Raw genomic sequence first — 14,637 nt, forward strand, 5'->3', positions numbered from 1 at the left:
GGGACGGTCAGAGGCAGCAGACGACAGCATCGAAACACATGGAGATTTCATGCAGATCGACAATTTTAAGACCAAGAGCTTCCCTGCGATTTCGTCACTCGGCCTGAGCAGTTCGAACCACAAGCTCCGCGTTTGCATTGTTACCGAAGAAATCATCGGACCGGTCCGTAATGGCGGTATTGCCTCTACCTATTACCACCTGTCCAAGGGGCTGGCTGCGCATGGGCATGAGGTGCATGTTCTGTTCCTAAAAGGACCCGTGGTTCAGGATGAAACACCTGAACACTGGGTAGAGCATTTCGCCGCTTTCGGGGTCACTCTGCACTACCTCGATATTCCAAGCGATTCAGCCTGGAGCAGTGCTCCGAACTGGCAGCCCCGGTACGCCGCTGCCTACCAATGGCTGAGAGATCAGGAACGGTTTGATGTGGTTCATACATCGGAATGGCGCGGGGGCATGTTCTATGCGCTGATGGCCAAGCGCCTGGGCCTTGCCTTTCAGGATACGCTTTTCCTGGTAAAAACCTCTTCGCCGCACATCTGGAACCGCCACTACCAGATGCAGCCGATTGAGCGGCGCGATCTGGTTCTTGCCGCCTATGCGGAACAAAAGTGTGTAGAACTGGCCGACGCAGTCATTGGGGGCTCCGCCCATCTGATCACCTTCATGGAGCAAATCGGCTACCGGATACCGGATGCCAATGTTTTCGTGCAGCCCAACATCGTAGATTTTTCCAAGGTGCCAGTCACCGATCAGCGCCCGCCGCGCCAGCCGGGTGACGTTGTAAAATCACGTGAACTGATCTTTTTTGGCCGCTTGGAAGGGCGCAAAGGTGTCGAACTGATGTGCAACGCGCTCGATATTCTGCGCGAGCGCCAGATCTCTCCGTCCAGCGTGACGTTCATGGGGAAATGGGGTGGCGCCCTGGCCACTCAGGGCGGTATGAAGGTGCAGGATTATATCGAGGAAAAGGCGCGGGATTGGGATTTCCCGGTTTCCTACATCACCGATAAGAACCAGCCTGAAGCGCTCAGCCACATGTGTTCGCGCGATATGATCGCAGTGATGCCGTCGCTGATCGAAAACTCCACTATGGCAGTCTATGAAACGCTGGAATGCAACATTCCATTCATTGCGACCGATGTTGGCGGCACCGCTGAACTGATTGACCAAAGGGACCACGCCAGTTGCTTGGTTGAGCCTATTTCCACAGCGCTCGCGGACCGGTTGGAACAGGTGTTGGAACACGGCCAGCGTATCGCAAGGCCGGGGTTCTCCAATGATGAGAACCTGCAGGTCTGGTATGGCTTCCACGCCTATCTCGGTGAACAGATCGAACAGCTCGGCGCACGGCAAGCTATTTCAGCCATTACAGCTGAAATTGACGCGCCCGGCCAGCCCGTCGACACGATCCGTTATGCTGTGCTGTTGCGCAACGGCGATGACGTGGAAGCCCTGGCACAAGCCTTGCTGAGTGAACGCCCTGACAGCGTGGCCCTCGCCTACAACGACGCGAAACTGCAAAGTGCCGTTGCCAAGGCGAAGACTACCCTGCAGGATGCCGGACACGAAGTAATCGAGCTTTCCTGTATCGGTCAGGCAGCTGGCAGCACGCTGCATGCGCTGGCGAACCTGCCAGGGGCAGACGCCATCGTAATCGCGCATGGAGCCTCTGTGAGGCCGGCTCCGGGCTTCCTTGCTGCTGCCCGCACGGCGCTGAAACACCGGCCGGCCAGCCTGTTCACCAGCTTCTTCAGTGCCGCAGGAGATCTCCGGGGACTGCCAGCAGGCAGCGATGTGGCCTCGCAGCTGCTGTCCCCGCGCGCCTACGGGCCAGAGGTTTTCGCCATGCTGCGCACCACCTATGACAAGGTCGGTCAATTCGAGCCCTACGACGTTCAACGGGGGATCCTGCACGAGTTTGTCACCCGGGCTGCTGTGCAGTTCAATGACGATCTTCTGGTCTGCCCCGAAGAGCTGCTTGATTGGCCGCAGGCGCTGGAAGAAGCGCAGGCGATGGCAGACGATACTGTGTATGCCTACCTCAAATCCAAACCACTGCTTGATGAGTCAGGGTTGGCCCAGCGGAAATTTCTGCTGAGCGCTCTGCATATGGTCAACGGCAGCAACCGGTCCGTCGGCAGCAATTCCCTTCGCGATGGAGGACGCCCCGCGGAGAGCCCGCTGTGGTTGACACCGGCTGACTGGAACCGGGAAGAAATCCGGGGTGCGCTGAAACGGAAACTTGTAGCCGGCCTTGATGAAGAGTCCAACACGCTTTGGCTGTTCGCACGGGGCTCTGGCAGCCGCCGTCTCATAGCACGCGACGCTGATCAGCCGATTGAACTGGTGGAAGAACATCTGAGCCCGGACGGGAAGGATCACCTCACCCTATACTGCTTCAGGATCCCCGAAAGCTGGGAAACCGGTACGGCCTATGCTCTTAACTGGTGCCTGTTCGATGGCGAAACGAGGACGGGAAATCAGTTTCTTCGTGTTAGCAAACTTGCCAGCAACACCTATGCGCTTTCCTCGCGGAAGCCTGTCCTGACTAAAGAGACACTGCAAAAGGTATTCAGTCTGCAGATCGAGGGTGCTTCCGCAACGGCTGCACTTGAAAACAAGGCCCTAGCTGCCTCGCTCCCGCATCTGGAAGAAGCGGCAAAGCATCTCCCTGCCCGCCCGCAGGACGCGCCGCAACAACAGCCTAAGCCAGCTGCGGTTGCTCCGGTTTCCGGCAATACCTCAGCGCAAACCGTAACCGAGCTGTTGCGGCTTGCCCAGGAAACGGACCGGCCCGAGCTGGAACGCCTGGCGATGCAGACCCGCAGCGAACTGCTGCTTGCAGAGAAATCTCCGCTTGTTTGGAACGAAAAGACCGCCAGCGATCCGCGGGATGTGCGTTCATTCCTGCCCCTGCCAGCCGATGGGCGCTGGCAGGAAAACGAATGGCTGCAAGGCTGGGCTTGGGACAAGAACAGTCCGGAAGAAACGCTTCATATTGTGGTCTTGCAAGGCTCAGTACCCGTATTTGCAGGTCCAGCAGGCTATCATGATCCTAACTTGGGCCGCCGCACGCCAGGACTGGAGCGGCACGCCTTCCGCATTCCGGTGCTGCCCGCGTTTCTAAATAGCAGCAAAGGCCCCCTTTCGCTGCGGATCCTGGAAACGGGTGACCTGGTCCGCAACGGCCAGATTGAATTGGACAGTGCAGCTCCAAGCGTCCTTGTTCCTGCCAAGGGCGGCACTCAACACGCCCGTACAGGCACGCGCCCTCCTGCCAGAAACGAGTCCTTGATGCGGCGCGCAGGCAGGGTTCTGAAGGCGATGGGAAGCAAAACCCGCTGAATGCAGAGACATCTATCAGACACTTGCTTGAGCTAGGATCAAGCAAGTGTCTGCACAATATGCACTTTGAGGGCTCACAGTGAGACCCGGCCCTGCGCGGCCCTCACCGTATAGCCGGCTGGTTTCAACGCTAAGGAGGCTGACTGCCAATGCAATCAGGAACTATTCACCTCGCACAACCTGCAAACGGCTCGCAAGCGGATCTGCCGCGGGCGATCGGGGCCATGCAGCGCCAGGAGTGGGAGGAAGCCCGCCGTATACTGGTGCCGCTTGCCGCTCAGAAACCCAAAAGCGTGGCCTCTTTTCATCTGGCCCGCCTCGAACTGGAAGCCGGGGACACAGCTGCGGCTGAAACTCACTTGAATGCGTTCTTGGAATTCCGCCCCCGGCACCCTGGCGCACTAGCGCTGAAGGCCCGGGTCGCCTTGATCCGTGGTGAATTGGAGCTGGCGTCAGAACTGGCGGACGAAGCTCTTGAGCAGGACCCAAAAAACTTTGGTGCTTTGAGCACACGTTCCCAGATTGACGATGCACTGAACACAAAGGCAGCCGCCCAAGCACTGGAAACACTGAACTCCGGCTATCTCAAAGCGCGGCAGGACGGACCAGACAGCAAACTGCTTGCCGCCGCTGCGACGCTGGCCGAATTGGATCCTGGAAACCGCTGGAACGACGACACAACAGCAGCAGCAATCGCCTATTTCAAGCATGCCGGTGATCTGCAGGCAGCCTTGAGAAACTATGACCCGCATCTGATCAGCGCATCGGTGGAACTCGATTACATCACCTGGCCCAAGCGCATCCAGCCCCATATCCGCGGCGGGGCGGTTCTCGATGTCGGCTGCGGTTTCGGCGGCTATGGCATGGGTTTTTTGATTGCCGGTGCCAAATCCTACACAGGCCTGGATCCTGTGATGCAGCTTGACAGCACAAAGGCGCGGAACAAACGCACCCGAAGTGTTGCAAACCTGGGAGTGACACCACGGGAAATCAGTGCTTCGCTTCCCGCGATCAATCTTATCCAGGGCAAGTTGGAAGACCTGCACATTGACAGCACGTTTCACGCTATTTCGCTGCACAATGTAACGGAACACCTGATCCAGCTCGAGGAGGTGTTCAAAGAGCTCGCCACGCTCTGCAAAAAAGATGCGAAGCTCATTTATACCCACCACAACTACTATTGCTGGAACGGGCATCACGGAAACCCGGCGTGGCCGGAACAGCTTGATACCGACAATCCTGAGCATCTGCGGCTTTACGATTGGAACCATATCGAATTTGCCGTTAACGCCCCAGAGGACGACTATGTAAGAACTCATTTGAACCGGGTTCGCCTCGACGAAATCCGGTCAATCACCGAAAAATACTTCGACATCGAAACCTGGCAGGAGATCCCGTCTTCGCCCTCCACCTTGTCGCGTCTGACGCCAGAAATCCTTGGCAGAATCCGCAAGACGATCCCCGATATCGAAGAACGCGAGTTGACAACAAATCTCGTCTTCTGCGTTGCGGCCCCCAAGCCTCCTACCGGTTGATAGTTGCTTGAACATTGGACCGGTCACTAAAAGGAAATGTCCAAGCTTTCGGTTTAACCTGCACGTTTTCCGCTGCGGGATCGTTTGGGCCCTGAACTGAGCCATCCGGACGGATTGGATACGGCGTTAAGTGTTCTCAGCGAGACCGGAGTATTTGGCTGCTTTTGTCAGTTCTGGCCCTCAACTGACCATCGGCGCTGCTCCACCGGGCAGGTCCTTCGGGCCGCACGTGAGGCAGCGTTGGCTGCCTATGCCCTGACGGGGGCAGAAGCAGGCGAATGCTGTTTTAATGGAGATTTCACGAAGGATAACAAAACGTTATCCATTCATTCACTTTCCGGCCCCACTCTGCGTAGAGCAACCGCTTGCTATCGCAATCACAGCGAGTGCAATCGCCTTGAGGGCCGCAAATGTTCAAAAGTTCCGCTTCCTCGCTCAGAGGCCGGGTCGCCGGTCTTTCCGCTGCGATTTCGATCACGGCCGTTGTTCTGCTTACCCTCGCAAGCGGCCTGACCTCCAGATACCTGGAACGGCAAAGAACCCTCGACGAGGTCATGGATACCGCTGCGCTGATCGCGCGCGCCACCGAAGATGCCAACGGCCAAGTGGTTTCGGATGCAGTCATTCTCGCCAGCATGCCGGCGGTCGCTCAGCTGACCAGGAACGGCGGCGGTGACCCGGCTAGCAGTGAAAAGCGGGAGGAGGCGCTTGCCCGGCTGGCCAAAATTTTCAGCGCCTTTTTTGAACTCCGCCCTGCCTATGAGCAAATCCGCCTGGTTGGCATTGATGACAATGGCCGGGAAATCCTGCGCCTCAACAGACAGGGCAGCGAAGTGCTGCGCGTTCCAGAGGACGGGCTGCAGGAAAAGGCTGGGGAATCCTATTTCCAGGACGCCCTGTCATTGAATCCGCGTTCGGCGCTGACAGGAACAGCCTCCTACAATCGCGAAAACGGCCGCATCGCGGAACCTAGGACGGTGATGTACCGCGTCCTTGTGCCCGCCTTCCGCGACAGCGGAGAGATGTTCGGCTTTATCATTATCAACGTGAACGTGCTGAAGCATAACAGGAACACCTTCAGAAATCTGCCGCTCAAGGCAGATTTTGTGCTGCATAACACAAAGGGCGGCAGTTACGCTTGGGACGCAGGTGATCAGGAAGGCGTCTTTTCCCTGGCTGGCAGCGCCGGCCTGCCGGACAGTGTCTGGCAGGCGGCGACCTCAGCCGCAGACGCGCCGGTACGGACAACCAGCGGCGGAAGATTGTTTGTAACGACGCGGCTCGACAGCCTCAGCAACTCCGGTCATGCCGTCAGCTTCACCCTGATCAAGCAGCAGGATTTCTTTGCCCGTTTCCTGCCGGACAGCACACTTGCCCTTATCGCCCTGGGCCTGGTTTTTGTTGGCTGGTCCGCCCGTTTCTCCAGGAAACGGGTCGAAAGGGAAATGACGCCAATGGTTGAAATGAGCTCTGAAATTATCAGGGCATCCAATCAGGGGCGGTTGCCTGATCTTCCAACCCATCTACAAGACGAGGTCGGCGATCTTGCCCGAAGCTTTGAAAAGCTGATCACCAAGCTTCGGCAACAGGAATCCAGTGCGCTGATGCTGTTCAATGGGGTTGGAGACGGGCTTGCCATTCTCGACCGCCAAGGCAAGATTCTGCGCATTAATTCGGCCATGCAAATCATGTTCCAAGTGTCCGAAGCTGATGCCGCAGGTAATGACTTTGCGCAGTTTCTGGCACCGGGCGAATGGGAGCGCTTTCAGCATGGCCTATCGGACTACCCGCACGAGAAGGACTGCCCGGTTCTGGGCCGGATGCATGAATGCGAAGGCCCGGTCCAGGAGGGCGGCCGCACTTGGCTGGAGCTGACCCTGTCCCCTATTCCGGAGCAGGCCTCCCCAAGTTTTGCGCTGGTAGTACGTGACATCACCGAACGCCGGAAAATGCTGCTCCAAGCGGAACATTTGATTGAACAGTTGAACAGGTCGAACAAAGATCTGGTGGAGTTTGCCTATGTGGCTTCCCATGACCTGAAGGCACCTTTGAGGGCGATTTCCCACGCCGCGGCCTGGCTGGAGGAGGACCTGGCGGACAAGCTGACGGAAGGAACCCGCGAACACATCTCCTTCATGAAGTCCAGGATCGGGCGCATGTCGCGCCTGCTTGATGACCTGCTAGAACATTCCCGGATCGGCAACGAAACTCATGCTCCGGCGGAAGACATGGTTGACGGCAGCAGTTTTGCCGAAGATCTGGAGCTTCTGGCAGCGCCGCCCGATGATTTTTCATTCACATTCGACGACAGCTTCAAGCAATCAGTTTTTTCCCGCTTCCCGCTGCAAATCGTTCTGCTCAATCTGATCACCAATGCGATCAAGCATAACGACAAGGAGCATGGAGAGGTTCATGTCAGTCTCGCGGACAAAGGGGACCTCCTGGAGTTCACCGTGACCGACAACGGTCCAGGGATCCCCAAACGCCATCATGAAACCGTCTTTGGCTTATTCAAGACACTGGCCCCACGGGACAAGGTCGAAGGCAGCGGCATGGGACTATCCCTCGTGCGCAAGCATTTGCATGTGCTGGGACATGACATTCGCATCGTATCCGATGGTGATAACGGCGGAACCCAATTCATTTTCACATGGCCCAGGAAACCAGAAAGCGGAGAACAAAATGCAGCTTAATCCGCCGGAACAGATGCAGCCGGTCAACATTCTTCTAGTGGAGGACGACGACTTTGAAGCAATGGCCGTACGGCGGGCCTTTGCCAAGGCGCGGCTTTCGAACCAGATCACCCGCGCACACGACGGTGAGGAAGCCCTGGAAATTCTTGAGCAACGGCATCCGGAGGTGTCTGTCAACGGCCCCGTAATCATGCTTATCGACATCAACATGCCGCGGATGAACGGGCATGAACTGGTTGAGGCGATACGGTCCAGGCAGGCCCTGCGCCACATGATTTGCTTTATGCTGACGACCTCCCGCGAACCCCGCGATGTAGACCGCGCCTATCAGCAGAACGTGGCAGGCTACATCATCAAGGAAACTGCCGGCCACGATTTCTCAAACCTGCTCAATCTGCTGGGAGACTATTGGATTACAGTGCAGCTGCCGACTCCGCACTAGGGGCATGACGCGCCTTGCCTCCACAGGCCTTTACCGCAGCCCAAGTCCACTGCCGGTTTTGCGGGGTGTCACCACACCCGGCTCTGGCATGGATACCGCCCGAGGACATCCAAACAGCGCCTGCCTCTTGCACCGCAACAGCCATGCAGACAGACAGAGTTTGTGGTAGCGGCACATTGGCCCCTGCCCTCCGCTCTTTGCACAAGCGGCAGCCCCGCTGCGAACCCGCCGGTTCAGCGGAGCAAGCTCCGGAAGCCGGCCGGCACGGAATGTCGCTATTGCAACTGGTTCAACACATGGCGCCAGCAGGTTCACTGCTGGCGCTGGTTTTCAGACACTTCCGCTGGGTAGCCAATTCTGGTGCCCAAAGGCGGTGTTCACCGCGCTGGCGGAAGGTTAAGACTTGCATTCCCAAGCACGTTTGACCAAGCGGTCTTTGCGATCGAACCAATAGTTTTGCTCATTCGCGCTTAGCCTATCCGGATTGCGGACAACTGCGTCAGCCTGAGCTATGGCCTGAGGCAATTCGCGGCACGGATAGTATTCCGGCGGCGTAACTTCAGGCGCTTGTTCTCCTTCAAACTCTTCGCATCCGGCCAGAATGGAACTCGCCAAAGCGAATGCAAAAACACTTACCAACTTCATCTTCGACCCCTTTTGTCTCCAGGAAAAATTAGATTTCCACCATTTCTGCATTTCAGCACTATTCACTTCATCCGCTCGGGTGCATTTGACTTTTTAACGTCCTGCAAGGGGAAACAGATCGCTTGAATATTCTTTCCAGTCCAGTTGGTGTGTTTTTCCGGCAAGTCAAATCAAGGCTTCTCTTTTCAGGAAAAATCCGGGATCAAACCTTTGGCAAGAGCGGCGAGACAGGAGAGAGGAAGCAGCCCTTCCAGGGGCGGCCGGAACGCTTCTTAGAGTAAGCAGATGAGGGCAAACAAGGACACTTTCGGGATTGCCAATGCAGAAATTCAAAACGCGTTCTGCGCCTGATAAGCCATGCCTCCATTACTCGATTTGCAGAACAAAATGGCAAAGAGAACGCAGTTCAACTCTCTTGGCATCACCGGCAGACATCGCGGCATAACATTCCGCGGTTCACTCCATCAAAAGCTGAGGATTAGTTTCGCAGCTCCCTTTGATGGATAAAAGCGCTGGGACGACCCCTGACCAAAAGTGGTAATGCCACACGATTAAGTACTAGAGGCGCACCCGGTGCTTGATGGCGGGCGTCTTGCAGCTATCGTCTTTCTGCGAGGCCGGCAGTGTATTGAAAGATGCAACGCAATTTAGTTTGTCCGGGGGCGCTGGTTAATAACATTAAATAATAGCCAGCTGAAGCAAGAAACGCCGTCGCGCACGGCGGTTTTTCAGGGGACACGTGTCCCGACAATTATATTGTGGTGCTGTACCGGATGGGGGTTGGGTACATGACGCTGCGAAACGATAACAAGCGTGTAATTCACGCCAAGGCTGAACCGTTGGTGCCGATGCGCAAGACGGTTCTGGTAACCGGGGGCGCTGGATTCCTGGGATCTCAGCTCTGCGCCCGCAAACTGGAACAGGGCCATCAAGTGGTTTGTCTGGACAACCTGCAGACCGGGCGAATGCGCAACATCACACCGTTGATGTCACACCGCCGGTTCCGCTTTGTCGAACATGACGTCGTGGCGCCTTACCAGCTCAAAGGTCCGGTGCATCAGATCTTCAACCTGGCGTGTCCGGCCTCTCCGCCGAAATACCAGCTTGATCCCATCCACACCTTCAAAACCAGCGTGATGGGTGCAATGAACGCGCTTGAACTTGCTCGTGAAAAGGGGGCCAAGGTGTTCCAGGCGTCCACCTCCGAGGTTTATGGCGACCCTGAAATCAGCCCGCAGCCGGAAGGATACCGGGGCTGCGTCAATACCTTCGGGCCGCGTGCCTGCTACGACGAGGGCAAGCGCGCTGCCGAGACGCTGTTTTACGACTATCACCATCGCTACGGCGTGCAAATCTCGATTGCCCGCATCTTCAACACCTACGGCCCTTTCATGGACCCGCAGGATGGCCGCGTGGTGTCCAACTTCATTAATCAGGCGCTTCGGGGCGAGGATCTCACTGTTTACGGCAGCGGTGCTCAGACGCGCTCCTTCTGTTATGCAGATGACCTGCTCGATGCAATTGAAGCGCTGATGGAACTCAATGATCCCAGCCCGGCACCCGTCAATCTCGGCAACCCTGGTGAGTTTACGGTGCTGGAACTGGCCAAAAAAGTCTGCAGGCTGACCGGAACCGGATCGCAAGTGGTTTTCCGCGAATTGCCTCAGGACGATCCGCAGCAGCGCAAGCCCGACATCAGCGCGGCCAGAACCAAATTGGGCTGGCGCCCGAAAGTGCGGCTTGAAGACGGGTTGCGCAGGACCATCCGCCATTTCCAGGCTGAGATGGCTGAGCCGGACCAGATGTCCGCGGCGGTCCGCTGATGCCCCGCCGGTTTGCCATACTTGTGACCGGCGGCGCCGGGTTCATTGGCAGCCACGCTTGCAAAGCTTTGCACCAGGCGGGCTACCTGCCGGTCACGGTCGATAACTTGACCACCGGACATGCAGATGCGGTCAAATGGGGTCCGCTGGTGCATGCAGATGTGCGCAACGCTGCAGCACTGAAGGACGCCATCAAAAATCACGGCATCAAGGCGGTCATGCACTTTGCCGCTTCGGCCTATGTCGGGGAGTCTATGGCGCGCCCGGCCTTTTACTACGACAACAATGCCGGAGGGATGATCTCCCTGATCAATGCGTGCCTGGATACAGGAGTGGACAAAGTCGTGTTCTCTTCCAGCTGTGCGACCTATGGCAGCCCCGAAGGCGGCCCTATACGTGAGGATACGCCGCAGGCACCGATCAACCCCTATGGCCGCAGCAAGCTGATGTGCGAGGAAATGCTGCGTGATTGCTCTGCCGCGCATGAGTTGCGGTTTGCGGCGCTACGCTATTTCAATGCAGCCGGAGCCGACCCGGAGGGCGATCTGAGCGAGCGTCACGATCCCGAAACCCATCTGCTGCCGCTGGCGCTGCAGGCGGCTTCCGGCCGGCGCGGACCGCTGCAAGTCTTCGGCACGGATTACCCCACCCGCGACGGCAGCTGCGAGAGGGACTACATCCATGTCAGCGACTTGGCGCGCGGCCATGTGCTGGCAGCGGACTATCTGGCAGAAGGCGGTGCCAGCACCGCTCTGAATCTGGGCAGCGGCACCGGGCATACGATCTTTGAAGTGCTGGAGACAATCCGCTGCGTCACCGGCAAAACGGTGCCGCATGACCTGGCACCGCGCCGCGCCGGAGATCCTCCCTCGCTGACCGCGGACCCGCGCCTGGCACAGCAGACGCTGGGCTTCCGCACCGAACGCTCCAAGCTGGACCAGATCATCAGGGATGCGGCGCCATCCTTCGGATTGGCCGCCGCAAGAGAGGATCGCCATGGGCGCCATGCAGCGGAATAACCGGACATCGCCCTCCCCCAAGCCCGGCTTTGACTGGGCAGTTGCTGCTGTGTTTGGTCTGTGGATTTTGGCTGCCGGCTATTTCTGGCACTGGTGGCTGCAGCCCGGGCACAATATAGGCACCGGGCGATATATCATTGTTTCAGCAGCTATTTTCTGGCTCTACTTCCTGCTTGCCTATTTCATGCTGTTTTTCCTGAATGGCACCCGCCGCCGCCTGCGGCCGTCGCTGCAAGGACCGATGCGGGTGGCCATGATAACCACCAAAACCCCAGCCGAGCCTTTGTCCGTTCTGAAGGAGACCCTAACGGCCATGCTGGCGCAAACGACGCCGCACGATACCTGGCTGGCTGATGAGGATCCTGATGACGCAACCCGCGCCTGGTGTGCGGCGCATGGTGTCAGGATCTCAACCCGCAAGGGCCTTTCTGAGTACCACCGCAAGGAATGGCCGCGCAGAACCCGCTGCAAGGAAGGCAACCTGGCCTATTTCTATGACCAATACGGCTATGAAGCCTATGATATCGTATCCCAGCTTGATGCCGACCATGTGCCGCAACCCGGGTATCTTGAAGCCATTCTGCAAGGGTTTGACGACCCGGCCACCGGCTATGTCAGCGCCCCCTCCATTTGCTGCAGCAATGCGGACAGAAGCTGGGCAGCACGGATGCGGCTTTTTGCCGAGGCACCGTTTCATGGCGGCATCCAGCTAGGCTATAGCGCCGGCTGGGCACCTATGTGCATCGGCTCGCATTACGCAGTGCGCACCCGCGCCCTGAAGCAAGCAGGCGGCTTGGGGCCCGAACTTGCTGAGGACCATTCCACCACGATGCTCATGAACTCCGCAGGCTGGCGCGGCACCCATGCAGCAGATGCCATCGCGCATGGCGCCGGCCCGGCCTGCATGGCTGATCTAGCAACTCAGGAATTCCAATGGTCGCGCAGCCTGACAACGCTGCTGCTGAGCTACACCCCGCGCTATCTGAAGGGGCTGCCGCCGCGGCTGCGGTTCCAGTTCCTGCTGTGCCAGCTGTGGTACCCGCTTTTCGCCCTGTTCATGGCGCTGATGTACCTGTTTCCGATTGCAGCCCTGCTGCTGGATATCCGGTTTGCCGGGGTGACCTTCCTTGGTTTCGTTCTGCACGCGCTTCCTTCAACCGTTGCGGTGATCTTGTTCGTCTACCTCATGCGCGCGCGCGATACTCTCAGACCGTATGACGCCAAGGTTCTCAGTTGGGAGCGCGCATTGTTTCCCTGTGCGCAGTGGCCCTGGGTTCTGCTTGGCTGCGGAATGGCCATTGCGGACAGGCTGAGGGGCGGGTTTGTCGACTTCCGTGTAACGCCAAAAGGCGGCGGAGAGGCGCCGCCGGTGCCCTTGCGAGTCCTTCTGCCTTACCTGTTGCTGGCATTGGGGGCAGCGCTGCCGCCGCTGTTTGTGCAAGACCTGCAACAGGCCGCGGGATTCGTGGTGCTGAGCCTGATTAACGCCACCGTTTATACCGTGCTATTCACCGTAATTACTGTCCAGCACTTGCGGGAAAACAGGCTGTCGCCCTTCAGATGGCCGCTTGCCTCAGCCTTTCAGGCGACAGCCTGCATGGCACTCGCCGCAGTCATTGCTGCTGCGCTCGGCAGCCAGGGCGCGCACAGCCTCTATGCACTGTCTCACGGCAGCGGTGTGTTCTCTCCCTACACCCCCAAATACATTGTGTCCGGCGCGGGTCTCGGCCCGCCGGGTACTGTGACCTACCAAATAAACCTGGAATGGCCGGGGAATGCCCTGTTCCAGCAGAAGATGGAGTAGACAATGTCCCGTTCTAGCCGGCATATCCTAGTCACCGTCGCTGTATCAGCGGCCCTGTTCGGAACCGCCCTTCCTTCCTTCCCGCCACCTCCCGGTGAGCTGCCTTTCGGCGTCTATGATCCGAATGGCGACTTTTCAGATGAACAGAATGTTCAGGTCGAACATCTCTTCCTGCCGTGGGAGGACTTGTTTCTGGAGTCGCTGACCGAGGCTGACAAATACGCCAAGGAACGCAACCGCGAGGTCTTGGTCACGATTGAACCCTGGACCTGGACGCGCGATGCCCGCAACACGCCAGCGCGGCTGATCCGCGGCATCCGGGACGGTACCTACGACGGCAATATGGCCGCTATCTGCGAAGTGCTGAACCGGTTTGAGAGCAAGGTTACCGTCCGCTGGGCGCAAGAGATGGACGACAACAGCGGCCAGTTCATCTGGGCGCAGTGGCAGCCGGAAACCTATGTGTATGCGTTCAAACGGATGATAGACGTCTGCCGCAACAAAGCACCGGAAATTCGTGTGATGTGGTCACCGCTGGGATATGAAAACCTGAATAAGTATTATCCCGGCGACGACTACGTGGATATCATTGGGCTTTCCGTTTTCGGCTTGCAGCCTTGGGAGCAGATCTACAAAGGCGGCGAGATGAGCTTTGATGAAATCTTCGCCCCCCGCTACGAGCGGGTGAAGGAGTACGGCAAGCCCGTCATGGTGGCCGAACTAGGCTATTCCGGCGATGAAGCATACGTTGCCCGCTGGGAACAGACCGTCCGGCAAGACAAGAGCGCCTACCCCGCCCTCACCGGCATCGTCTATTTCAACCAGCAGGAAGTCTACCCCTGGCCCAATGGGTTCGGTCTCCCGGATTGGCGGGTGGAACACCGTATCCGAGTCGAGACCGCAGGAAACTGACCCGTTTTCCGGCTTGGTGCTGTCCCTCCACAGTTCAAGCAACGCCCGGCCAGCATCGGCAGGCAAGGCAACGAACCATTTGATTTCAGAGCCTTTCCACCTGTGCAAGGCCGTACAGGGTCAGGCCTTTTGAGCGGGTTTCCGCACAGCTGCGTTGAAAAAAAATAGAATTGCGCCTAAGAAAAACGTGCTGTGCAGATCGTGCAGCGCGTGAATTGGCTGTTTGGCTGCCGCATGCCGTTTAGGCATAAATGAGCTGCCTGGGGCCTATGAGGACGAGGTGCAGTTTATGTACGCAGTACGTGCGATGCTCCGGCTTGTGCCGGTTTTTTCTTATTCAATCAAGATTGCAGGCGGCGCGCTTCTGGCCTGTCTGTTCAGCCTGGGCAGCGCCAGTGCGCAGGACAGCAAATCC

At 57.9% G+C, this 14,637-nt stretch carries 9 protein-coding genes; 8 read left to right on the plus strand and 1 reads right to left on the minus strand.

Annotated features, from left to right (window positions below):
• Nucleotides 1-49 precede the first annotated feature (49 nt).
• The 4 genes from GC1_RS13865 (at nucleotide 50) to GC1_RS13880 (ending at nucleotide 8,019) form a co-directional block, all read left to right on the plus strand.
• The gene (locus GC1_RS13865) at nucleotides 50-3,349 is read left to right on the plus strand and encodes a glycosyltransferase family 4 protein (protein WP_019294677.1); all 3,300 of its coding nucleotides are present in this window, start codon (nucleotides 50-52) and stop codon (nucleotides 3,347-3,349) included.
• Nucleotides 3,350-3,498: 149 nt separating this feature from the next.
• Nucleotides 3,499-4,884: a methyltransferase domain-containing protein gene (locus GC1_RS13870; RefSeq protein ID WP_082020162.1), complete on the plus strand. Its 1,386-nt coding sequence runs from the start codon at nucleotides 3,499-3,501 to the stop codon at nucleotides 4,882-4,884.
• A gap of 410 nt (nucleotides 4,885-5,294) precedes the next feature.
• The gene (locus GC1_RS21965) at nucleotides 5,295-7,577 is read left to right on the plus strand and encodes a sensor histidine kinase (protein ID WP_019294678.1); all 2,283 of its coding nucleotides are present in this window, start codon (nucleotides 5,295-5,297) and stop codon (nucleotides 7,575-7,577) included.
• Nucleotides 7,567-8,019 (plus strand): response regulator, encoded by a 453-nt coding sequence (locus GC1_RS13880; protein WP_019294679.1) that lies wholly within the window; start codon nucleotides 7,567-7,569, stop codon nucleotides 8,017-8,019. Before GC1_RS21965 ends, GC1_RS13880 begins: the two co-directional genes overlap by 11 nt.
• 396 nt (nucleotides 8,020-8,415) lie before the next feature.
• Here GC1_RS13880 and GC1_RS22485 read toward each other — a convergent pair whose 3' ends face one another.
• Nucleotides 8,416-8,664, minus strand: coding sequence for a hypothetical protein (locus GC1_RS22485; protein WP_152610550.1), 249 nt, complete (start codon nucleotides 8,662-8,664; stop codon nucleotides 8,416-8,418).
• 788 nt (nucleotides 8,665-9,452) lie between these two features.
• On the opposite strand from GC1_RS22485, the gene GC1_RS13885 reads away from it, so the two are divergent.
• From GC1_RS13885 to GC1_RS13900, 4 genes are read left to right on the plus strand one after another with little or no spacing between them, the layout of a single operon-like run.
• The gene (locus tag GC1_RS13885) at nucleotides 9,453-10,487 is read left to right on the plus strand and encodes a UDP-glucuronic acid decarboxylase family protein (protein WP_152610551.1); all 1,035 of its coding nucleotides are present in this window, start codon (nucleotides 9,453-9,455) and stop codon (nucleotides 10,485-10,487) included.
• Complete coding sequence (galE, locus tag GC1_RS13890) at nucleotides 10,487-11,506, plus strand: UDP-glucose 4-epimerase GalE (RefSeq protein ID WP_019294681.1); 1,020 nt, start codon at nucleotides 10,487-10,489, stop codon at nucleotides 11,504-11,506. Before GC1_RS13885 ends, galE begins: the two co-directional genes overlap by 1 nt.
• The gene (locus GC1_RS13895) at nucleotides 11,484-13,310 is read left to right on the plus strand and encodes a glycosyltransferase (RefSeq protein WP_019294682.1); all 1,827 of its coding nucleotides are present in this window, start codon (nucleotides 11,484-11,486) and stop codon (nucleotides 13,308-13,310) included. Before galE ends, GC1_RS13895 begins: the two co-directional genes overlap by 23 nt.
• 3 nt (nucleotides 13,311-13,313) lie before the next feature.
• Complete coding sequence (locus tag GC1_RS13900) at nucleotides 13,314-14,222, plus strand: glycoside hydrolase family 26 protein (protein ID WP_019294683.1); 909 nt, start codon at nucleotides 13,314-13,316, stop codon at nucleotides 14,220-14,222.
• Nucleotides 14,223-14,637: the final 415 nt, after the last annotated feature.

It is taken from the genome of Leisingera sp. ANG1 (assembly GCF_000203975.2).
In the GTDB taxonomy this organism is placed as follows: Bacteria; Pseudomonadota; Alphaproteobacteria; order Rhodobacterales; family Rhodobacteraceae; genus Leisingera.